Origin of the sequence: Bacillus sp. JS, from assembly GCF_000259365.1 — a bacterium.
Taxonomy (GTDB): domain Bacteria; phylum Bacillota; class Bacilli; order Bacillales; family Bacillaceae; genus Bacillus; species Bacillus stercoris.
Genome location: NC_017743.1, coordinates 202,771 through 224,472, shown reverse-complemented (window position 1 = coordinate 224,472; position 21,702 = coordinate 202,771). Strand labels below are relative to the sequence as shown.

20 protein-coding genes and 1 pseudogene are annotated in these 21,702 nt (G+C 40.7%); 4 read left to right on the top strand and 17 right to left on the bottom strand.

All coding sequences use genetic code 11. The annotated features are described in order from the left end of the window. Positions 1-234 precede the first annotated feature (234 nt). Entirely contained in the window at positions 235-1,419 is a 1,185-nt protein-coding gene (locus tag MY9_RS01260) for a DUF4885 domain-containing protein (protein WP_014662592.1), read from the bottom strand. A 131-nt stretch (positions 1,420-1,550) separates the two neighbouring features. Here MY9_RS01260 and MY9_RS01255 point away from each other — a divergent pair, with 131 nt between their 5' ends. After that, entirely contained in the window at positions 1,551-2,408 is an 858-nt protein-coding gene (locus MY9_RS01255; RefSeq protein ID WP_014662591.1) for a hypothetical protein, read from the top strand. A gap of 85 nt (positions 2,409-2,493) precedes the next feature. After that, the gene (locus MY9_RS01250) at positions 2,494-3,264 is read left to right on the top strand and encodes a serine/threonine-protein kinase (RefSeq protein WP_014662590.1); all 771 of its coding nucleotides are present in this window, start codon (positions 2,494-2,496) and stop codon (positions 3,262-3,264) included. Here the strand turns inward: MY9_RS01250 and MY9_RS01245 are convergent. From MY9_RS01245 to MY9_RS01230, 4 genes are read right to left on the bottom strand one after another with little or no spacing between them, the layout of a single operon-like run. After that, a complete protein-coding gene (locus MY9_RS01245) occupies positions 3,249-3,512 on the bottom strand; it encodes a hypothetical protein (protein ID WP_081483590.1) in 264 nt (87 codons plus the stop codon). The two genes, MY9_RS01250 and MY9_RS01245, sit on opposite strands and share 16 nt — an antisense overlap. Positions 3,513-3,570: 58 nt before the next feature. Further along, positions 3,571-4,557: a sensor histidine kinase gene (locus tag MY9_RS01240; protein WP_014662588.1), complete on the bottom strand. Its 987-nt coding sequence runs from the start codon at positions 4,555-4,557 to the stop codon at positions 3,571-3,573. Then, positions 4,554-5,225, bottom strand: a complete 672-nt coding sequence (ybdJ, locus tag MY9_RS01235) for a two-component system response regulator YbdJ (protein WP_014662587.1) — start codon at positions 5,223-5,225, stop codon at positions 4,554-4,556. Before ybdJ ends, MY9_RS01240 begins: the two co-directional genes overlap by 4 nt. Before the next feature lies 1 nt (position 5,226). Continuing rightward, entirely contained in the window at positions 5,227-6,204 is a 978-nt protein-coding gene (locus tag MY9_RS01230) for an alpha/beta hydrolase (RefSeq protein WP_014662586.1), read from the bottom strand. Positions 6,205-6,339: 135 nt separating this feature from the next. On the opposite strand from MY9_RS01230, the pseudogene MY9_RS20985 reads away from it, so the two are divergent. Further along, positions 6,340-6,456, top strand: a pseudogene (locus tag MY9_RS20985) (MerR family DNA-binding transcriptional regulator); the annotation flags it as partial. A gap of 149 nt (positions 6,457-6,605) precedes the next feature. Here the strand turns inward: MY9_RS20985 and MY9_RS01225 are convergent. The 10 genes from MY9_RS01225 to adaA form a co-directional block, all read right to left on the bottom strand. After that, positions 6,606-6,947: a hypothetical protein gene (locus MY9_RS01225; protein WP_014662584.1), complete on the bottom strand. Its 342-nt coding sequence runs from the start codon at positions 6,945-6,947 to the stop codon at positions 6,606-6,608. Positions 6,948-7,152: 205 nt separating this feature from the next. Beyond that, complete coding sequence (locus MY9_RS01220; RefSeq protein ID WP_014662583.1) at positions 7,153-8,325, bottom strand: MFS transporter; 1,173 nt, start codon at positions 8,323-8,325, stop codon at positions 7,153-7,155. 126 nt (positions 8,326-8,451) lie between these two features. After that, the gene (locus MY9_RS01215; protein ID WP_003234907.1) at positions 8,452-8,754 is read right to left on the bottom strand and encodes an ArsR/SmtB family transcription factor; all 303 of its coding nucleotides are present in this window, start codon (positions 8,752-8,754) and stop codon (positions 8,452-8,454) included. A 523-nt stretch (positions 8,755-9,277) separates the two neighbouring features. Next, positions 9,278-9,640, bottom strand: coding sequence for a DUF2294 domain-containing protein (locus MY9_RS01210; RefSeq protein WP_014662581.1), 363 nt, complete (start codon positions 9,638-9,640; stop codon positions 9,278-9,280). A gap of 57 nt (positions 9,641-9,697) precedes the next feature. Continuing rightward, a complete protein-coding gene (locus tag MY9_RS01205) occupies positions 9,698-9,988 on the bottom strand; it encodes a DUF6407 family protein (RefSeq protein ID WP_014662580.1) in 291 nt (96 codons plus the stop codon). A gap of 58 nt (positions 9,989-10,046) precedes the next feature. Further along, positions 10,047-10,574 (bottom strand): carbonic anhydrase, encoded by a 528-nt coding sequence (locus MY9_RS01200; RefSeq protein ID WP_014662579.1) that lies wholly within the window; start codon positions 10,572-10,574, stop codon positions 10,047-10,049. Between the two features lie 68 nt (positions 10,575-10,642). Then, positions 10,643-13,255 (bottom strand): DUF2309 domain-containing protein, encoded by a 2,613-nt coding sequence (locus MY9_RS01195; protein ID WP_014662578.1) that lies wholly within the window; start codon positions 13,253-13,255, stop codon positions 10,643-10,645. Between the two features lie 14 nt (positions 13,256-13,269). Further along, positions 13,270-14,787 (bottom strand): NADH dehydrogenase subunit 5, encoded by a 1,518-nt coding sequence (locus MY9_RS01190; protein ID WP_014662577.1) that lies wholly within the window; start codon positions 14,785-14,787, stop codon positions 13,270-13,272. Between the two features lie 655 nt (positions 14,788-15,442). Beyond that, complete coding sequence (gene adaB / locus MY9_RS01185) at positions 15,443-15,976, bottom strand: methylated-DNA--[protein]-cysteine S-methyltransferase (protein WP_014662576.1); 534 nt, start codon at positions 15,974-15,976, stop codon at positions 15,443-15,445. Beyond that, complete coding sequence (adaA, locus tag MY9_RS01180; protein WP_014662575.1) at positions 15,960-16,598, bottom strand: bifunctional transcriptional activator/DNA repair enzyme AdaA; 639 nt, start codon at positions 16,596-16,598, stop codon at positions 15,960-15,962. The genes adaB and adaA overlap by 17 nt, the downstream gene beginning before the upstream one ends. Positions 16,599-16,870: 272 nt before the next feature. Here adaA and alkA point away from each other — a divergent pair, with 272 nt between their 5' ends. Then, positions 16,871-17,782, top strand: coding sequence for a DNA-3-methyladenine glycosidase II (gene alkA / locus MY9_RS01175; RefSeq protein WP_014662573.1), 912 nt, complete (start codon positions 16,871-16,873; stop codon positions 17,780-17,782). A 325-nt stretch (positions 17,783-18,107) separates the two neighbouring features. Here alkA and glmS read toward each other — a convergent pair whose 3' ends face one another. Then, a complete protein-coding gene (gene glmS, locus MY9_RS01170) occupies positions 18,108-19,910 on the bottom strand; it encodes a glutamine--fructose-6-phosphate transaminase (isomerizing) (RefSeq protein WP_014662572.1) in 1,803 nt (600 codons plus the stop codon). A 433-nt stretch (positions 19,911-20,343) separates the two neighbouring features. After that, entirely contained in the window at positions 20,344-21,690 is a 1,347-nt protein-coding gene (glmM, locus tag MY9_RS01165) for a phosphoglucosamine mutase (RefSeq protein ID WP_014662570.1), read from the bottom strand. Positions 21,691-21,702: the final 12 nt, after the last annotated feature.

Sequence of the window (21,702 nt, the reverse complement as noted above, 5' to 3'; positions counted from 1 at the left end):
ATCAGAAAATTCAAACTCAAAATTGTTATATAATCTCCTAAATTACTTATTTCATCATAATAAATTTCTCTGGAAAATACAATTGTTTTTTTCAGGTAAACACCTTTGTGCTAAGTTTTGAATCATTCACTTCATTTAAAATCTTCTATATAAAAATAATAAAATTATTTGAATATTAAAATTATAATTTTTAGATTTTCATAAAAAATAAGCTGTTCCAAATGAACAGCTTACCTAATAATTTACGCCCGTTTGACGCTTTAATGCTTCAAGCCACCCGGTATCTCCGGTTCCATAGCTCTTGCTTTGTCCCACATCTCTCAGAGATCCATTGCTGTAATCAATTGATAGGATGAAATCCGGAATGGCATCATACCCAGCTTCCGCAATTTCACTAAGCTCGGAACGATAGTGAGATATAGCATAAGAGGACGTCTCTTTTTGTGCAGGATCTTTTTCAAGCTCTTCTTGATAGACGTCTAATAAGTCACGTCCATCAGGCGTTACATACCGCCCGTTAATCACTTCTAAATCCTTCAAATGGTAGCCTGTGACTTCGTACATCTCACGAGCTGCCTGATACTTTTTATAGGCCTCTTCGGAAAATTGTGTTGAATCACTGCTTTGGCTTTTCATGATGTGTAAAAATAGTTCTTTGCTGTTGTCTCCAGATTGCAGCACTTGCTGAATTTGCTTGATCAGATCCTGATCGTCTGTCCCGCTCACCCGCACCTGATAGTCAATCGGCGTAATCGTAAACGTCAGCTCTGTCCCCTCCGGAATGTGAATATGGTTCCGATTCAAAAGCACTTGCAGCTGCTGGTTCACCTGGCTCCGCTGATACACCTTTTCATTCTCAGCTTCCACTTCCCCATTAAATGTAACATTGCGAAACGCAGCATCCTGGAGGTTATATTTTTGGGCCTTGCCTTTGAATAGCCATTCTGTTTCATTATCGTAAGCAGCCTGTCTTTCTGCGGCAGACAGATCACTTCTGAAATAAGGAGACTTTGAATTTTGATACTTATCCTTAATATAGCCTAAGGGATCAGACTTTGCTTTGTTTATCGCATTCATCCTGCTGTATTTTTCATCTAGTATTTTGATTCTGATATCACTCTCAGAGTCATAGGGGTTATTGGATTCGATCACTGTTTCTTTCCCTGTATCTGTCACTGTTCGGTCATTCGCTGATTGATACACTTTGTTGAACGTCCCGCTGTTTCCCGACACGCTGGTTTTAGAATAGTTGAACTGATCGATTCCCACACTTGAAGATCGCGGCTCAAGCCTGCTGTATGCCTTTTCCAGAACTGCCGCTGTACTTTCAGTCAAATTCTCTCGTTTGGCAGGCGCATTCTTGCTTAATATATTCTGTGCCATCAGCTGAGTGCGGATAAATTGCCGATTCAGACGCATTGAATTCCCTCCCGAGTATTCTCTCTTACTCTTTTTTATCGGTAATGACAATGTATATATTAACCTCTAAAAACATTTATTTACACCCATCCTGTCATTATGTATGATGGAAATAAAAGGAGGTTGTTTGCATGGCGAAAAAATGGCTTATTCCATTTGCTATTATGCTGTCTGTCTTCTTCACCTTTACGTATTCGGCTTCAGCTGCCGGAGTCACTGCGATCACAGGTAACAATTCATTTGATACCGCAATGCCGATCGGTTATTGGAAATATAAAAATATCGATACAACGATACTGGAAGCTGGTCAAGATGAAGCCTATTTCACTTTTACGGCTAATAAGGGAGAAAAAGTATACGTGAGGAGTACATACCAGAGCGCGTATACAGGGATGAAAATTGAAATTTACGATAAGAACAGAATACCTGTTTCTCAAGGCACAGAAGTCATTAACCCTAATACATTCTCTTCTTTTATCTATGCAAATGCAGACGCCCAAAACACGACGGATACCTTTTATGTGAAGGTGTCACGAGGCACCTATACCGGAAACATGTACTTTACGCTTTCAATTGAAGACCGAATCAAATCAGGCAGCGGAACCTTCCAATTCAGCGGCATTGCTGAAAATAAAGGAAATACAAGCCTTAGCCCCTCAGGTTCTGATTCCAGCGTGATCAAGGTTGATTTAACAAACCAATCCGGGATACCGCGTGATGCCATTGTAACCAGAGTGCAAACAACCGCCACTCAAACACCAAGCCAAGGAAATACACGCCATCTGATCATGACAAGCGAAAATAACGAATGGCGCCGTGCCCTTGTAAACAGTTCAACTTCAGGGTCTTATGATATCTCTTTGTCAGATCAACTCAGTGTCGCAAAGGTATGGAGTTTTAAATATAATACATTAGCGACTGCCAGATCGACGATGAGCAACGTAAAAGCAAAAATAGATTATGAATACGACGTGACAAAGCAGTTTTAACTTATACCGAGCCGGTTATCCGGCTCTTTTTTATTCTTAGCCGAGAAGGTAAACTATAGTCAGTACAACTAAGGGAAGTGCAGACATGGCATTAAAACTTCTAAAAAAACTGCTTTTTGACCGCCCTCTAAAGAACGGCGTTATATTAAATCATCAATACAAAATCGAAGAATGCCTCGGCATGGGCGGCTACGGTTTGGTTTATTTGTGCACCGATATCCTAACTCAAACACCTTATGTCTTAAAACAGCTGCGGCCGACAAAAGCCAAAAAGGAAAAAGAAAAAGTCCGGTTCCAACAGGAAATAAAACTGCTCAAAAGCATTCACCATCCGCAAATTCCGGGCTTCATAGATGAGTTCATCATAGACGGACAGACTTATTATGTCATGCAGTTCATTGAGGGAGAGAATATAGAAGAATTATTATTTTTTCAAAAACAGCCGTTCACAGAGCTTATGGCATTACGATTGATTTCGCAGCTGCTTGAGATTATAGAATACCTGCATGATCACCTTATCTTTCACAGCGATATCAGAACGCCTAATATCATCATCAATAACGGCAGGCTCTGTCTCATTGATTTCGGCCTTGCCAAACAATTGACTTCTGAAGAAACGGAGGAAATAAAGGTGCGAAAACAGGATGACTTCTTCGATCTCGGAGAAACGCTGTTATTTCTGCTGTACTCTCAATATAAAGGAAAAAAGAAGAAAAACGGCACTTGGCTGGAGGAATTAACGCTGACAAAAGAAGTAACCCTGCTGCTGAAAAAATTATTGGGCATTGATGAAGAGTATCAGCACACCGCTTCCATTCGCGAGGATCTAAACCGGGCCATTCAATCGGTCACATAAAAAAACCCTTGTCCCAAAAGCGGAACAAGAACTTTTTTCGGATTAACTGCTGCTGTAGCTCCGGCGTTTGTAACGATGACTCCCGCCATAACGGTCGTAGTGTCTTCTTTTGCCCGAGCTGCTGCTATAGCTGCGATAATGTCTGCGCCGGCTGCTGCTGTAATGCCGGTGTCTGCGATATCGGTCACTAGAACTGCTTGAGAGGTTTTTGATCGTTTTGATGAATTTTTTAAACATATACTGATCACCTCATTTCTTACTTCCTATTATATATAGTTTATGGGAGAAAGAAAAACATCAGCGGGGTCACTCTTTTGAAAACAAAAACCGCGTTCCATACTCATTTGTCTCCAACTCATAAGTCATCGCAAGCAGTCTGCATATATCCTCAATAATCTTCAACCCAATCCCCTCACTGTTCTCATTCCGATCAAATCCAATACCATCATCGCGGATAGAAACAGTGCCATTTTCGATCCTGACTTCCATCTTTTCAGCTTTTGAATGCTTTAACGTATTTTGAAAAATATTATCAAACAGCCTTTGCATCCATAACACGTTGCTCATCCATATCACATCTTGATCTGCCGGCTTAAAGTGCAATTCAATCCCATTCATACTATATAAATAATCCCACTTTTTCACCGCTGTTTCTAACAGCTCATTTAGACGCACTTCTTCATTTACGATATAAGAGCTTTCTAGCGTTTCGGCGGAATATAGATTGAATTCATTGGTTAATTCCGAGATATAATCGATTTGCTGATACAACGATTCGAATACGGCCTGATCATGACATTGGCCTTCCAAATAAAACAACTGCAGCCTGAGAGCTGTTAAAGGTGTGTTAATGTCATGACGCAGTTTTTGCAAAAGCTCCTTTTTGATTTCCTCCTGCTGTTTCAATTCCAGTTCACGATATGTCGTCCGTTCAATTAACAAATTGACCGACTTGATCAGCTCCCCGATTTCATCAGCGCGTTTCACTTCTATTTTATCCGGCACCTTTTGATCACTCGCCAGATGCCGAATGGTATGATGTAATAGATTGATTTTATGCAGCAGAGAATGAATCGACTTCGAAAATAAAAAAGCTAACAATAAGAGTGATAACAAAAATACAATGAGCATTGCCGGATACGCAAAAGACCTGTGAAAAGGCGTACCGTGATTCATTGATTTAAACATGTTTTCATAAATGACAGACATCAAAATACTAACCGCCAGCAATAGCACCGGGACACTAATGACAGCCGTACATAATAACAACATATATTTTGTCTTTAACTTCATTTCTTCACAACGGTATTCAGCCGATACCCTTCTCCATATATATTTTCAATAATTTCACCCGCTTGATCGTTGATTTTGGCTCTTATTTTTTTAATGTGCACATTGACGATATTCGGGTTTCTGTCTTCGAGCTGCCACAGATATTCAAAGAAATGATCCTTTGTCAAGGTGCTGTCCCTATTTTCATATAAATAAAAGAAAATTTTCCGCTCAATCGCAGTAAACAACACCTCATCATGCAGGCTTTCATTGAACACTTTTTTGGTTTCAGCATCAATATACAAGTGCTTGATTTGCGTAAAGGTCCCATAATGATGCTCAAGCATATTCTGCATTCTTAACAGCAGCTCTCTCGGATCAAAGGGCTTCACCATATAATCCTCGCCGATTTTCAACCCTTGGAGCTTACTGTCCATGTCATTGCGGGCCGAAAGAAAAATGACCGGAATGCGCAGCCCCAGCTTTTTGATTTTTGCAGACATTTGATACCCGTCCTCACCCGGCAGCATCACATCCATAATGACCAAATCCACCTTCTGTATGACCGAAAGCACATCCGTTCCATCGATTTTCCACATCACATGATAGCCCTCACGCTGCAAAATCTTTTGCAGCAAATCACCAATCATCACATCGTCTTCCACGATTAAAATATGATAACCTTTCATCCTAGCGAACCTTTCTCATAAACTCCATGGAAAGTTTATATATTTGATCAGGCTGATATAAATAAATACTGTGTGTTCCCCTCAGTTCCTTTATATCGGCAGTATTGAATTGAGCCGCAAACGCTTCATAGTCTTTTCGGTTTTGTATGGCATACTTTGAATGTCTATTTTGGTCAGAAACCGCATCTAAAAATAAGACAGGAGTTTCTTTTGGCGCCGGCAAATTCACAGATTTGCTGCCGTTTTGGTAAGACTGTAACAGCTCATGCTCCATATCAGCATTAAAAAATTGCTTAAAGTTAATGGCTTTATAGATTTCTTTTTCTTTATCGGTTAAAAACGACTGACGAATCACCTCAGGGTTATATACAGCGGAAGGCATAAACCGATGAAAACCAATCGACGTTAGCAGATGGAATCCTCTCACTTTCAGTCTGTCGATCCCGCTCAATTTATACGTGACGTACTGCTGAGGCAATCCAATATCCATCGCAATAATCGCCTTAATTTCCTTAGGATATTTCTGTGCCCAATACATCGCTTCAATCCCGGATATCGAATGAGGCATTAAAATATAAGGAGGCTTATTTCCACTTTTCATAAGCGCTTTCCTTGTCTGTTCCAGTATCGTATCAATATCTCTGTCATCGTTAGACACATCACTGTATCCATAACCTGCCCGATCAACAACAGCAATCTTGTTTTCCTTTGAAAACTTACTGTACAAACCTTTCATCTCATAAGCAGGCGCAGCAATCCCCGAGCCGGACATAAACACAAACGTATCCTTCCCGCTTCCCTCTTGATACACATTCATCTTTTTACCGTCAACATCGACCAATGTGCCTTCTTCTTTAAGAAGTGCTGCTTCCTTATTTAGTTGGTAATGGTGATAAATAAATACCGAGACGGATACAAGCAAAACCAAAGCAGCTAAGCTGCAAAAAAAGATTTTTACGACTTTCCATAATGTTTTCATAAGATGCTCCTTTCACGTGATACTGAAAGGATACGATATGAAAATAAATTTCTGATTAACTTTGGAACAGTTTTATTTTCATATTTGACTTTGCCCTTACGGAAAAGTGTACATTTGGAGCAAGAAGGTGATCGCTTGCTATCGATCGGAGAATTTTCAAAGATATGCAAAGTATCAACAAAAACACTGCGATACTATGATGAAATCGAACTCATTCACCCCGAAGATATTAATCCTGAAAATGGATATCGGAGGGTCTATCCGCAAAGTCCGAGAATTTCTTATACGCAGCCTTCTCCAAGGAGAACGACATTGAGAAGGCTACCGCTTATATCAATCTTTCACAAAACATAATTCAGGGGTATTTAATCTATTTATTCCTATTTATTCACACAACAAAGTCACCACAAAGCCTTTTTCTCTTCTTCCTGCTCGATAAACAGATGATTTTCAGGACGGCCCAAAACAGAAAAAAGCGCCAAAAGCAACTTCCATCCTCGAAGCGGACTTCCGCATCTAAACTTCAACACTTCCCCTTCCGTTAAAGTAAACCTCAAAGTTGGGCTTGTACACCAAGCAATCTTCACTTGAATAACATGCTCACCAGGCGGCACATCAATTCGCAGCCTCCCTCCATCTTTGATATTTCCCATCTCAGCCCCATCAATTAACACTGAAAACTCTCTCAATTTGTTGATGTACTGCGATGTCCTGCTCATTTCAATGTACGTCTTTTGATTCACGATGACACATCCTCAAAGTAGTGATTACAGGCGAGAAGCATTAGAATCCTTCCGCCATATCGTTATTTCCATTCCTAGTATATTATAAATTGCTGTACCTCAGATCTCCGTCGGCAAAAATCTCTTTCAGCTTCAGTGTGCCTTCTACTTGGGCTTATAAAAAAACACCCGCTTGTATAACGGGCGGATGTTAGATCTTTCGAAATTATTGATTGATATCTCTTAGCATCTGTTTCGGTTGCGAATTGAAAATCATCAATGATGCAATAATGGCAATCATAACCCCCAATGCACCAATCCAGGTAATCGAGGCTAATGATACATTTTCCACAAAAACCCCTCCTATCCCTGCGCCGACTGCCATGGCGAGTTGCATCATGGACTGATTCATGCTGAGCAAAACACCTGACATTTCCGGTTCTATTGTAGCCAAGTGAAATTGCTGTGTCGGACCGGTAGACCATGCGGCAAACGACCATAATATGAGAATCACCAACACGCCGATATAGGAATGAGTAACAAGTGACAGCAGAATCAGTGTGACGATATGCAATGTCATCCCGCCAACAAGTGTAAAGGGCACTCCCCATTTGTCGGTGCTATATCCCCCAAACTTCGACCCAACCAAACTGGCAATTCCAAATATAAGCAAAACACCGCTAAGCAACTTGCCGTTTATACCTGAGATGTTCAAGAGATACGGTGACAAATAAGTGTAAGCAACAGAATATCCCCCGAGCCAAAAGAAAGTGATTGATAATCCCATAGCCACTTTCCGTTTTTTGAAAAGAGCAAGCTGTTGACGCAAAGGCACAGGCTTATCCCCTTTAGTATGCGGAAGAGTAAAGAAAATAACGGCCATTGCGATCAATCCCAACAAAGCAATGGCACCAAATACGGACTTCCAGCCTAATGCTACTGCTATCATTCTTCCAAGCGGAACACCTATGATTAAAGAAGCGGTAAATCCCATAACCACCGTAGCGATGGCACTGCCCTGCTTTCCTTCCGATGCAATCTTAGCGGCAATGGTTAAAGCGGTAACAACAACCACACCTGCTCCCATCGCCATAATGATCCGCGCTGCAATAAACCATCCATAACCAGGCAGTACAAAAGCCAGGACATTACCGAACACAAACAAACCGAGGGCATACATCATCAATTTGCGTCTATCCATACTTGCTGTCAACGCCATAAGTACGGGTGTAGAAAGAGCATACACAAGTGAGAAAATGGTAATAAGCTGGCCCGCGGCAGCTATAGTGATCCCGAGAGTATGAGCAATTTGATCCAAAATTCCCGAAATGATGTATTCTGAGGTTCCAACTAAAAAGCTGACAATGGCTAAAATATAAATTTTCCAAGTATTAGACATAAAGCATTCACTCCTTAATTGTTAATAAACATATCACGATATATCGATATGTTATTATAAAAAATAAACACATCGTAATATGTCGATATGTATAGTGTAAAAATAAACATCTTTTGATGTTTATTTTTATATCTCTGTTTTAAGAAAGTCAGCAAGTTTCCCAATGGCTTCTTCATCTCTTTTGTAATATGTGTACTTTCCAATACGCTCCGCCTTAATCAAGCCGGCTCTTAAAAGGATGGTAAGATATTGAGAAGCTGTCGATTGCGTCATTTTCAATTTGTCTGTTATTTGACTGACACATACCCCGATTGTGTTCATATCAATCCCTTCATGGGGTGCAAAATGACGATCGGGCTCCTTCAGCCATTGTAAAATTTGCAGCCTTGATTCATTTGATAAAGCTTTGAATACTTCAATTGGCTCCATACCAATTATTATATCGTTATATTTCGATATGTCAATTCGTTTTTTGGTACTCAGCTTTTTTCGAGGAATGAAACTGAAGACAGCATATCAAAAACCCTACACTTTCGAATGGGTCTCATTATCATGTTATTCTTGGGGGAACTCGGCGGTGACTTTGTTAACCGAAGCAAAGCTTCTAATTTAAATCAATAAAACATTTTGATTTTGGCTAAGGGAGTAAACAACACTATTCGCTAGAGGCTTAAGTTTTCCGGGATATTTGTTCAGGTATTTTGGATGTTTTTAATGAATTTGGCATTGACTAAGCACCAGCACCAAATTCATGCATTTTAATTAGATGTGAAAAAACATCCGCTCGTAACAAAAGCGGATGTTAGATCTTTCAGCAGGAATAACAAGTCCGCTCGTGGGTTATGAATAAAAAATAGTAATGATGACATAACTGTAAAGCAAAAGAAGCGGCAGGTAATATTTTGAATGCCCTCTCCCTGGCTTGAATAGCAGGGATCATCAAACATTTATATTAAAGATTTTTCTCTAGATCATTACATAATTTAAATACCATTACTCGTTCACCTGTCCGGGAGCTTAAATCAGTAAAAAAACTTATCACTTTTTCTCCGGTGATTTTTAGGATAATATCCTTAAGACCTTCTATACCTGATTCGACTAACTCCGAGCGAGTTTGTTTAATAGATAACATACCCTCTTTTGATCCACACACTACATATTCAGCTGGTGTTAAAATCCCTTTTAAATTGACGATGACCATATCCCGGAGTATATCAGTTTTAACAGATACAGACCCGCGCCCAAGATAATCTTTCTCCCATTGAGTAATGGACTTACTGATCTCTGATTCAATAGAACCTTTCGATTTTTTCATATATCATACATCTCCTGAGCAAAAAAATTGGCATATTCTATTTGTGATTTCGTCTCATTAATATTCTCTTACAACATGTCCTTCATATACACCTTCAATATCCAAATCAGTATTACCGTTTCTTGTGACCACTATCATTTTGGATAACATATTTTCCTCCATCATAGAGTGTATATGCAAAAATCGAATGCTTCCTAAATGGGTTTCCTCAACTTCTTCATAAGATTGTAGATGATAAAAATCAATTGCTTTTCTTATTACTTTTTTCATACATTCCATATTTTCACGATCAAACGAGTTCATGTCCTCTATTGTTTTCGTGACAAAATCAGTTAAATTAGAGTCCATACCTTCTCCTTAAAGCTGTTTTTTTCATATATAGGTGTATAGAAGTTCTTCCATTTCATCATGACAAGCAATGATCAGGTGAGGTTTGACCTGTTTTCATAGCAGGAACCTCCACCATTGATGATGTTCCATCCTCTTGATTAATGATTAAACCTCGAACTTTAACATATGACGGCACTAATGGATGATGACGAATGATATCAACACTTTTTTCAATGGTGTCACTGCTATTTTCATGTAGCCATTCATCGACCGTACCACCTAAAAATTCAGGTTTGCAATTCTGAAAGAGATAATCCAATGTTTGTATTTTATCTTTCATTGCTTCAAGTTGAGTAAGTCTATGACCTGTGGAAGTTTTCTTATCTTTTGTTCCTACTACAAAAATCTCCTCAACATCTTCCTGGTAAATCGCAAAAATAACAGACATCATGATTTCTCCATAAGGGTGTGAAATACTGGCACCATAGCTTTGTATAGTCAACATACTTTCTGCAGGAGTGTTAGTCACTTCTTGTAAAATAGGCTCCAAGCCGTTTTCAATGTCCGTCAAAAATAATACTTTTTTATTTTGATTTCCATTCATATAGCACACCTCTTCCTTATGTTTAGTATTGAGTAACAAATCCATTTAATAAATGTTTAGATTCATAATTACCAGCTTTCCCAACATCCTTCTGGATCAATACTAGCCAGTCGGACCCATCCATTTTGAACTTTTTGCATAAATGCTGAGTCATTGTTTAATAACCGTTCTACATATTCTTTAGGTGCTTGAATGAGTATCAACAAACGAAGCGGAGAATGATAGGCTTCGTGATCTGATTTCATGACGGATTGCCAAGGCAGTCCGGCTAACAAGTCACTTGCATTCCCCTGCATAACGCCGAGACCTGCTGTAACGGTTTGAGTTGCTTTATTTCCGCTGCCATAATAATGAGGTGCTACCGTTGATGCGTAATATTGTAAATTAATCCATTGGGCCACGGTTCCAGGCCCTGCAATAATATTTGCTAGGATTTCGCCGCTTTCATCCTGCTTCCAATCATAATTATGGAGAAAGGCTCTTCCTTCCAAATCACAATCCTGGGTTAATTCACGTTGGCCGATAATAAAAGCAGCATTACGAGCCAGCCCCCATTCCGGACGTATCTCACTCCAATCCTCCGCAAATCGGTGTGCCTCAGCCTTCGGATTTTTAAATTCCGATTGGAAATTCGGTAATTGGGCTAGACGTTCTGCATTTACATGATGTCTCACTTTCGGCATAACAGCTTCAATTTGCTCAAATGCTTCTTGTGCAGCTTCAGAAAGCTCCGGTACATAAAGCCAATGTAATTCATCCACCGTTGTATTATGTTCAGCTGCTGCAAACACCGTATCCTCAGGGATTTTAATTCCTTCAGTTAAAAGTGCTTCTCTCACCTCTGAAAGATTACATAAAGCAGCTAAAACTCTTGCATTGAATCCACCGGCCGCTCCACCGCAGGCACCACAGTCAAGGGCTGCGGAATAAGGATTATTGGTACTTTGACTGCCGTGCCCGCATATCACGACCAATGGTGCGATGTTTTCTGTTAACCCCATCATTTTTAATGCTTGGCGAGCATAGTTCACTTTTTCTTCATCAGTAAAACCCACAGGTATTTCTGCCTCTGTAGCATCATGATGAAGCGAGAGTTTTGTATCAGGTTTGCGCAACCAAGCCTCACGGAGATTTTGAATGAAACGACCCGCCTTTCTTGGCACAAAGCTACGGGCTGCCATTTGCAGAGTAAGCCAAGGTCCGCTTAGCTCAGGCAGAAGTAAGCTTGAAAGCACATTCTGTTTCATCGTTTTAAATGTATAGCTTAACGAATGAACTGCTTGCTTCCGTTGATTGTATTTGTTGAATACATCCTCATCCGCGAACTCTTTTATTTTATTTTGCGGTTTTTGTATGATCGGCAAGGAGGCATGACTGTGTTTACTGCCAAGTTCACAAGTTGCAATCGGCACCCCGAAGAAACCTGCGATGCCAATCGTTTCAAACGGACCTTGTTTTTCTAGATGACGGCGAAAAGGTTCTGATCGTACATCAATGCAGAATGCTAATTGAGCTAATGCAGATTTTTTACCGGTTTCACGTTGTTTCGAGATGATCTTCTGGCTCAATCGATCAGTGTAAGTTTGTTCCCAAGCTTCTAACCAAAGTTTCCTGTGCAGTTTCTCATCAAAGCTGTAGGCAAATGATAAATATTCATTTTGTTCACTGGCCGACATCTGTGACCATTCCTCTAATGTAAGCCCACCCCAATGAATCCAAGCTGCTATAAGGGGAGCAATCGAAATTTTTTTCTCAGCTCGTTCATTAGTCAAAGGCAAATATGGCTTTATCAGAGCCCACTCCATGGATAATCGAACCGCTAAATATTCTGTTAAGAGTGCATGTTCATGGCTCGATTGTTGGGAGCGCCAAAGCATCATCCCTGCCCATCCAGGTAAGGAAAGTAAGTGAGCTTCAAGATAAGCCTGGATTTCTGATTCAGGGATTCCTAGTGCGAATAAGGCTTCTTGTAAAGCCAAATGCGCCTCTTGCGGCAAACCTTTTAACCTTTCACGCTGCTTTTTGCTAAGTGCTGGATCATATTGTATGAGCTGCTGCCAGGCACGATAGAAGCCTTCCTCACGATTGGGCATTGTCCAACCGGCTTGAGAGTCATCAAGATATAATTTACTCCACTTAATGACATGATGATCTAGTATAGTAACTAACCTTTCACCATCTTGATTCTCTATATATGAACTTAGTGGTTCCATAAAAACATTATCGATAGGATCCAATCCACTACATCCACTTACTAATTTCTCCATCTCGTGTGATGATAAAAGGTCGGAAGGCAGGGGATCTAACTTTAATCCCGCATGACAAAATCGCTCTGCCACGTCCCGTGGGATGTGAAAGGAATGTGAATCAAGCCAACGCTGCAGCCCCATTTCCACAAAAACTTCATCAATCTCACCTTTATTCTTTGCTGAACGGATCATAGACGCACTTGGGTATATATCAACATCACGCGTATTTTTCAACCAGCTTGCAACCTGGTCAAAAGTCTGGTTTTCAAGTCCCATCCACGGATTGCGTGCAGCAAATGTAGAAATAGGCCAAAGTGGCGCAATCACTCGGCTGGCAGATGTAATGAAAACGTTAAGATCCCTTTCTTGAACATCAATATCTGTATCTATCTTTTTTACATTTTCTTTCGTTAATACGGATGTAATGCCCATCTCAGATTAGCTCCTTATGATAAATATTGTTTAAGGTAGTCTGGGTGACTCTCCACTGACTTTGGTTTTGCTTCACCTAACCGAACTAGCCAAAGATAGAGTATTGTGAAGAAAGCGGAAGAACGATGACGAGCAACCCACGAACCTAAAGCACTGCCAAATAGGAAAAGACATACGACAATGATGACAGCTGGCATTGGAGGCTGAACAGTTTGAGAAACGGCTGCATGCAGCCAATCATAGAAAAGGTTATGAATGATAAAATATATAAAGGCTGCTCCTCCTAAAACGATTAAGCCGGCAATTCGGCCAATTCGCCCCTCTCCAAAAGCTACAAGCTGAGTCCAGGAAACGGACAATGACCACCCTAAGATCAGCGCACTCATTAATTGATATCCGTCTCCAGGAGCAGTGAGCCAAAAAGCAACGCCTATAACTAAGGCTAACGTACGACCAGCCACGAGCCATAAATAGGATGATCTCTCTTTAACACGAGTCGATACTTCATGACGCTGTACGGCTGAACCAGCCTGTAAAAACAACGTAGCTTTAAATAAACCATGTAAAATAAGATGAATAATGGCTGCTATATAGGCCCCTAGTGCACACTGAATGAGCATAAATCCCATTTGTCCAATCGTGGAGCCTACTAATTGGCGTTTATAATCAACCTGGACTAAACTAATACCAGTTCCAATCAATACAGAAATGCCAGCAAGCAGAAGTAAGATAATCGAAGCGATACCACCATGAAATAGAGGTGAAAATCGAGTTAGTATTATTCCTCCTGCATTTACTAAACCTGCATGCATAATTGCAGAAACAGGGGTTGGAGCAACAATAGACTCAACTAACCATCTTTGGAATGGCCATTGGCCTGCAGGAATAATTACCGCCAGTACAATCAATAGCTGAATCCCTGTTCTCTCCCATTCTCCCAGCCCAGCTAAACTTTCATTTGTTACAACCAATGATAACTGCCATTGACCTGTGGCATGAAAAAGCCACATCATCGCAAAAAACAAAGAAAACCAACTTAACAAAAATAACCGGCCAGAAATTTTGGCTGCTTCACTAGCCACTTGCCAAGCACTGTTTAACCTTATCAGTAAAGTTAAACCAACAAGAGTTGCTCCCCAAAATAAAACCATCAAACGGAGATCGCCACTTAACCACGTCATTGAAGCAGCACCTGTTGTAAAAGTAAAAAGCGCAAAATATTTGCGATAAGATCGATCCCCCATTAAGTAACGTACAGAAAAACGCTGAATGATGAATCCAATTGCAAGAACAAAGAAAGTCATTAAACAAGCTAAGGTATCTAAGTGCCAAGGGCCAACATTTCCACTCACACTGCTATTGGCAAGGATCAGTAAGGCAACCAAAAGTGGTAAAGCCAAAATCCCAATATGAATGCGGACAAAACTCAAGGGCACTCGGGGATGTAAAAACAAAAGTCCACTTATCCCAGAAGCAATAAGCATAATAAAAAATAATGTTAATAATGATGACAAACTCAGCGAAACTAACATTTCAAATTCTCCCTTTTTAAATGTCGTTATTGCTCATACGACCTTTAAATCAGATCATATTTTTCTATAATGGATACAAATTTTATGTATCTCTATTTTTTTTCAACAAAAAAACCGACAACCTCAAAATTTCAATGATGATTGCAGATCATTGAATCTTGAAAATTGTCGGCTTCACTTCAACTAACTTCAGCGAAGTTTTTTGAAGAGCTACCTTATTATTGGTCATTTTATTTTATACAATATTTTAAGTTCATTCTAAAGGAATGAAATCACCGCTACACTTTAATATAGTGCTTGATTATAGATAAATCGCCTTATGTTTCTCTTTCATTTAAATTAGGATACTTTTTCATCCTGTCAAGATTAGTTGAAAGAATGCTAAAGTCCTATTCACAAACGAAAATAAACATCTGGTTGCGATTTTTAAGTTAAGTATAAGATATGCTAAATCTTAAACATTGTCAAGATGTTGGATTACAGAGAAAGACCAAACCCCCTGCATAGCGGTTTAATATCAGCTTCACAAACTGCATTCATTTGAGTAACTCTGGTGCCTTTTGTTCTGGTTAAAATATTTCATTTTTGCACCTTATAGGGCAGCTGTCCTCATCATTGTCAAATGAGATCCATAACCAAAAGTGGTCCGGCAAAATTACTCATTGCCAGATGAAGCTCGTTTTTCCAGATCAAGGAGCAGTGCCTTCATTTCAAATCCGCCCCGATAGCCAGTTAACGAGCCATTCTTTCCTATTACACGATGGCACGGTACAGTAATTAATACCGGATTAGCCCCAATAGCCGCGCCTACAGCACGAACAGCTGCTGGTTTATTTATATCATGTGCAATCTCGGAATAGGATTTCGTCTGTCCATAAGGAATTTCACAAAGTGCATTCCAGACTGCTAGCTGAAATGGTGTACCTACGTACTCAAATGGCACAGTAAAGTTTTTCCGCTTTCCTTCTAGATACTGAGTGATTTCAGTAATGTAGGGTTCAAGCTTACCATTATCTTCAACAAGAGGACTTCCTGGAAAGTGTTTCTGAGCCCATTCGAACAATTCCTCAAATGGTTTGTTCTGTGAACCTACAAACACAAGCCCCTTTGAAGTGGAAGCAATATAAAAGCTCCAATCCTTAAACATCAGTAAAGACCAATAAAGGGTTGGCTTATTCTTTGTTTCCATTGTACGTTTCCTCCATTTTTCTCATTTGGCGAAATTGTGCTGGTGTCTGTCCAGTTTTCTTTTTAAATAAAGTAATAAAATAAGGTGCGTTAGCGATACCCACACATATAGCGATATCTCCAATCGCTTTATTTGTCTGAATCAAATACTTTTTAGCCGCCTGAACTCTAACCTGTTGTATATACTCAACCAGCGTAATACCTTTCATCTTTTTAAATGTTCGATGCATATGATACGGACTCCCATGGCAAATATCTGCTAACGATTCTAGAGTTAGTTTTTCTGTGAAATTTTTATCAATGTATTCAGTAATGAGATCAACCCACTCGCTATCAGGCATTTTTTCATTAGTAGGCTTACAGCGTTTGCAAGGGCGAAAATTTGCGCGGAGAGCTTGTTCTGCGTTTGGAAAAATGCATACATTTTCTTTTTTCGGAACGCGAGATTTACAGGATGGTTTGCAAAATATCCCTGTCGACTTCACAGCGTAGAAAAATTGGTTATTGTACGCTGCGTCATTATTTATAATTGCTTGCCACTTTTCATCTGTTAGCATTTCTACATCATTTAAAGTTCTCTGACCATGGCTCTCTTTATGTCCGTTATTGATACTATCCGGCATTTATCTCACCCCTCCTTACAATGCTCATCTAATTCATTTTGACTTGAATCCCAATTTACGTTTTCGACACGCGTTTTTATATCTTGGGCGATTTTAATCCACTCCCGTTTAGCATTCTTGATAACTAACACTATAACCTCATAAATAGAAAAAAATAAGGTGGTTAGAATGTAATAGCAAGATAACAAAATGAGTAAAGCTTATTATGTGATAAAGTAAAATTCAATCAGTGTGAATTTTCTATCATTATTTAAGATAAGGAGAATGAATAAGTGACATGGCATGAAGTCAATGACGTTATTGTCATTACATTACCTGAAATTTTCGACATGAGTGCGAACCTAGGCTATCTAACTAGGGAAAAAAATGAGTGCATGTATGAAATAGAGAACGATATCATTACAAAAGTTATTGCCATAGGGGAAATTCGGTCCTTAGTACAGGTAAGCGTAATCAATAATAAACAAATGGTTGTCAAATTCCTAAACGATTCTAGACCTATTGAAAAGTGGAAACGGGAGGAAATTGTAAAATATATTCATGAATGGTTTGATCTTGATAACGATTTAACACCATTTTATGAAATGGCAAAAGCAGACCCATTACTTAAAATGCCTGCCCGAAAATTTTATGGATTGCGGCTTGTCGGCATTCCCGATTTATTTGAAGCATTATGTTGGGGAGTTTTAGGGCAACAAATTAACTTAGCCTTCGCGTACTCCTTAAAGAAGCAATTTGTAGAAGGATTTGGCGATTCTATCGAATGGAATGGGAACAAGTATTGGGTGTTCCCACCGTACGAACGAATAGCACGGTTAACACCTACCGACCTAGCAGATATTAAAATGACGGTAAGAAAAAGTGAATATATCATTGGAATTGCCAAATTAATGGCCAGTGGAGAATTATCGAGGGAAAAATTAATGAAAATGAACTTTAAAGATGCTGAAAAATACTTAATTAAAATACGGGGAATCGGTCCTTGGACAGCCAATTATGTTCTAATGCGCTGCCTTAGGTTCCCGACAGCTTTTCCAATCGATGATGTGGGCCTTATTCATTCGATAAAAATATTACGTCATATGAACCGAAAGCCTACGAAAGATGAAATCATAGAAATATCGTTTCCTTGGAAAGAATGGGAATCATACGCTACCTTTTATTTGTGGCGTGTCCTTTACTGAATCATTACGACTTAAACCACGAATGCACTCAATAATAAGGTTGTTATTACAATAGGTTCTCCGGTTATTCCAAGTTCACCTGCAATTACATTAGAAAAAAGCCGTTTCTCTCCACTGAAAGATTCATGCAGCCTACTAGTTTTAAAGCCTTTTAAGCTCGTTAACTGGCCTTATGTGAAAACATCTTGAATCTATAGCAACGGCCGATCGATAGTCGGGTCCTGTACCACACTTTTTTTAATCCATTTTTCCACTGTAGATGTTCTTTTTCTTTTGGACATAAAAACACCCCTTTAGACAATCATATCCAAAGGGGTAAAACACTTTATTCTACAGTAACACTTTTCGCAAGGTTACGCGGTTTATCAACATCACAGCCGCGATGCAGCGCAGCATAGTAAGCGATCAGCTGCAATGGAACAACAGATACCAACGGAGCAAGCGCTGGGTTTACTTCCGGCAGTACGAATCTGTCATCCGCATCGTCTAGGCCTTTTAGTGAGATGATGCATGTGTTTGCTCCGCGAGCGGCAACTTCTTTGACGTTTCCGCGGATGCTTAGGTTTACGTGCTCTTGTGTTGCCAGTGCGAATACCGGTGTGCCTTGTTCGATCAGGGCAATCGTTCCGTGCTTCAGCTCTCCGCCGGCAAAGCCTTCTGCCTGGATGTAAGAAATCTCTTTCAGCTTCAGTGCGCCTTCGACACATACGAAGTAGTCAAGGCCGCGTCCGATGAAGAAAGCGTTTCTGGATACAGTCAGATATTCACGGGCGATCATTTCCATTTCGTCTTTCTGGTCGCATAAAGCTTCCATTGCGTTTGCCGCGATACCGAGTTCTTTGACGAGGTCAAATCCGATATCGATGCCGTTTTTGTCAGCAGCCACAGAAGCAAGAACCGCAAGAACTGCGATTTGTGCAGTGTATGCCTTCGTTGACGCAACAGCGATTTCAGGGCCTGCATGAAGCAGCAATGTATAGTCAGCTTCACGAGAAAGCGTTGATCCAGGTACGTTTGTGATTGTCAGGGCTTTGTGTCCGAGCGCTTTGACTTGAACGAGAACCGCGCGGCTGTCTGCTGTTTCTCCACTTTGAGAAAGGAAAATGAAGAGCGGTTTCTTAGACAGAAGCGGCATGTTGTAGGAGAATTCACTCGCTACATGCACTTCAACCGGCACGTTTGCCCACATTTCAATATATTGTTTACCGACAAGTCCTGCATGGTAGCTTGTTCCGCAGCCAATGATATAGATGCGGTCCGCTTCCGCTACAGCGGAAGCGATATCGCCAGGCACAGACAGCTTGCCGTTTTCATCTTGATACGTTTGGATGATTTTGCGCATAACAACTGGCTGCTCATCCGTTTCTTTCAACATGTAGTGAGGGTACGTGCCTTTTTCGATATCACTGGCATCAAGCTCAGCAATATAAGACGCACGTGTAATCACGTCACCATCAAGGTTTTTGATGACAACTTGGTCATCAGTGACGATAACCATTTCTTTATCCATCAGCTCAACATATTCGTTGGTTACTTGAAGCATCGCCATTGCATCAGATGCTACGACGTTGAATGTGTCTCCAAGGCCTACTAATAGAGGGCTTTTATTTTTCGCTACAAAAATCGTTTCTCTGTTGTCGTTATCGAATAAAGCAATTGCATAAGAGCCTTTTAACAGTGTAAGTGTTTTGCGGAACGCTTCTTCTGTCTCAAGTCCTCCATTGACAAATTGCTCGATTACTTGAACAACCACTTCTGTATCGGTGTCACTTTTAAGCTCTACATCTTGCAAATACTCTTGCTTCAGCTGAACATAGTTCTCGATCACGCCGTTATGAACAAGTGTAAAGCGGCCCAGTGCGCTTTGATGCGGGTGAGCGTTCAGATAGCTTGGTTCGCCGTGTGTTGCCCAGCGAGTATGCCCAATTCCGGCTTTCGCTTCTACATTGGCATCCACAACTTCACGAAGATCTGCAATGCGTCCTTTTTCTTTGAACACATGGATTCCCTGTTCATTGGCAACAGCAATACCAGCAGAGTCATATCCGCGATATTCAAGCTTTTCTAACCCTTTTAATAAAATTTCCTTCGCATCAAGCTGACCGATATAACCTACGATTCCACACATATTTTTCTTCCTCCTAAGATGGTAAAAGGAGACGAAGAAAGTCAAATTTCAAGGGGACTTTCAATCGTCCCCTCCTACATGTTTTTTGGAAGATCATGTGATTTCTCTTTGTTCAAGGAGTCACCCCCTTGGTTTGAAGAAATCCTTACGGCTGTGATCTGTATACTCAGCCGGGAGGCATCCGCCGAAAATTCGATAACCTCCATCCTCGTCAACTAAGCCTTTTTCCGGGCGCTTAGTTCGGGCGCTATAATTATAGGTAAATCCATAATCCCGTCTACTTTTCCTATTAAGAAAGTAAGAACAAGACAAGCTTGATTTTACAGCATGTGGCATAAACGGTCAATTGTTTTTTAAACAACTTTGCCGTATGTCTCACAATTATCATATGTAAACGTCGCTTGTCTTGTTCGCTCTCTGATTAGAGACTTCGTTACTCTAATCCCATTTCTGACCGGACGACTTCAACAATGCGATTGACATACTCATCGCACAGCTCTTTCGTCTTCGCTTCAGCCATGACACGGACGAGCGGTTCAGTTCCTGAAGGGCGCACCAAAATCCGTCCGTCGCCGTTCATTTCTTTTTCAACTTCAGAAATAACTGCTTTTACTTTTGCATTTTCTTCAACTTTATATTTATCAGTCACTCTCACATTGACTAACAGCTGCGGAAACTTTTGCATTTCAGCTGCAAGCTCTGACAGCGGCTTGCCTGTTGCTTTCAAAGTGTTCATCAGCATAATAGCAGACAATAATCCGTCCCCTGTCGTGTTGTAATCAAGGAAAATAAGATGTCCTGACTGCTCTCCGCCGACATTATAGCCATCTTTTTTCATTGCTTCTACTACATAGCGGTCTCCGACAGCTGTCTGCACGCTTTTGATGCCTTCTTTCTCGAGCGCCTTATAGAAGCCGAGGTTGCTCATCACGGTTGAAACCACTGTATCATCCTTTAAGCGACCCTCTGATTTCAGGTGTTTTGAGCATATGTACATGATTTGGTCGCCATCAACGATATTTCCTTTTTCATCAACAGCAATCAGGCGGTCGCCATCACCATCGAACGCAAGGCCGAGATCAGCGTTTTTCTCTTTGACAAACGCGCTGAGCGCTTCAGGGTGAGTCGATCCGACGCCGTCATTAATGTTTAATCCGTTCGGAGAAGTACCCATTGTTGAAACATCGGCATCTAAATCAGCAAACAGGTGTGTCGCCAAGGATGACGTTGCGCCATGAGCACAGTCAAGTGCCACATGAATGCCTGTGAAATCTTCATCGGCTGTCTGTTTTAAGAATTGCAGATATTTTTGTCCGCCTTCAAAATAATCGTTAACAAGCCCAAGATCGGCTCCGACCGGTCTTGGCAGCTTATCCTCAGGTTCGTCCATCAGGCGCTCAATTTCAGCCTCCTGTTCATCAGAAAGCTTGAATCCGTCTCCCCCAAAGAACTTGATGCCGTTATCCTGCACTGGGTTATGAGAAGCGGAAATCATGACGCCCGCCTCTGCATCCATCGCTTTTGTCAAATAGGATACACCCGGTGTAGAAATGACACCCAGACGCATGACTTCTGCGCCAATGGATAAAAGTCCGGCGACAAGGGCTCCCTCCAGCATATGGCCGGAGATACGTGTATCGCGGCCTATCAGCACTTTTGGACGTTGTTTGTCTTTTGTCAGCACATAACCGCCGAAACGTCCGACTTTAAAGGCCAGCTCAGGTGTAAGCTCACTATTGGCGACACCTCTTACACCGTCTGTTCCAAAATACTTGCCCATTTTGTAATCGCT

Excerpts from the sequence above, each read along its gene's own strand:
- MY9_RS01220 (WP_014662583.1), bottom strand. The coding sequence starts at position 8,325 with ATGTCTAATACTTGGAAAATTTATATTTTAGCCATTGTCAGCTTTTTA.
- MY9_RS01195 (WP_014662578.1), bottom strand. The coding sequence starts at position 13,255 with ATGGGCATTACATCCGTATTAACGAAAGAAAATGTAAAAAAGATAGAT.
- MY9_RS01205 (WP_014662580.1), bottom strand. The coding sequence starts at position 9,988 with ATGGACTCTAATTTAACTGATTTTGTCACGAAAACAATAGAGGACATG.
- glmM (WP_014662570.1), bottom strand. The coding sequence starts at position 21,690 with ATGGGCAAGTATTTTGGAACAGACGGTGTAAGAGGTGTCGCCAATAGT.
- glmS (WP_014662572.1), bottom strand. The coding sequence starts at position 19,910 with ATGTGTGGAATCGTAGGTTATATCGGTCAGCTTGATGCGAAGGAAATT.
- MY9_RS01250 (WP_014662590.1), top strand. The coding sequence starts at position 2,494 with ATGGCATTAAAACTTCTAAAAAAACTGCTTTTTGACCGCCCTCTAAAG.
- MY9_RS01210 (WP_014662581.1), bottom strand. The coding sequence starts at position 9,640 with ATGAAAAAATCGAAAGGTTCTATTGAATCAGAGATCAGTAAGTCCATT.
- MY9_RS01200 (WP_014662579.1), bottom strand. The coding sequence starts at position 10,574 with ATGAATGGAAATCAAAATAAAAAAGTATTATTTTTGACGGACATTGAA.
- MY9_RS01190 (WP_014662577.1), bottom strand. The coding sequence starts at position 14,787 with ATGTTAGTTTCGCTGAGTTTGTCATCATTATTAACATTATTTTTTATT.
- adaA (WP_014662575.1), bottom strand. The coding sequence starts at position 16,598 with ATGCCGGATAGTATCAATAACGGACATAAAGAGAGCCATGGTCAGAGA.
- MY9_RS01255 (WP_014662591.1), top strand. The coding sequence starts at position 1,551 with ATGGCGAAAAAATGGCTTATTCCATTTGCTATTATGCTGTCTGTCTTC.
- MY9_RS01230 (WP_014662586.1), bottom strand. The coding sequence starts at position 6,204 with ATGAAAACATTATGGAAAGTCGTAAAAATCTTTTTTTGCAGCTTAGCT.
- MY9_RS01215 (WP_003234907.1), bottom strand. The coding sequence starts at position 8,754 with ATGGAGCCAATTGAAGTATTCAAAGCTTTATCAAATGAATCAAGGCTG.
- ybdJ (WP_014662587.1), bottom strand. The coding sequence starts at position 5,225 with ATGAAAGGTTATCATATTTTAATCGTGGAAGACGATGTGATGATTGGT.
- adaB (WP_014662576.1), bottom strand. The coding sequence starts at position 15,976 with ATGGAAACAAAGAATAAGCCAACCCTTTATTGGTCTTTACTGATGTTT.
- MY9_RS01260 (WP_014662592.1), bottom strand. The coding sequence starts at position 1,419 with ATGCGTCTGAATCGGCAATTTATCCGCACTCAGCTGATGGCACAGAAT.
- MY9_RS01240 (WP_014662588.1), bottom strand. The coding sequence starts at position 4,557 with ATGAAGTTAAAGACAAAATATATGTTGTTATTATGTACGGCTGTCATT.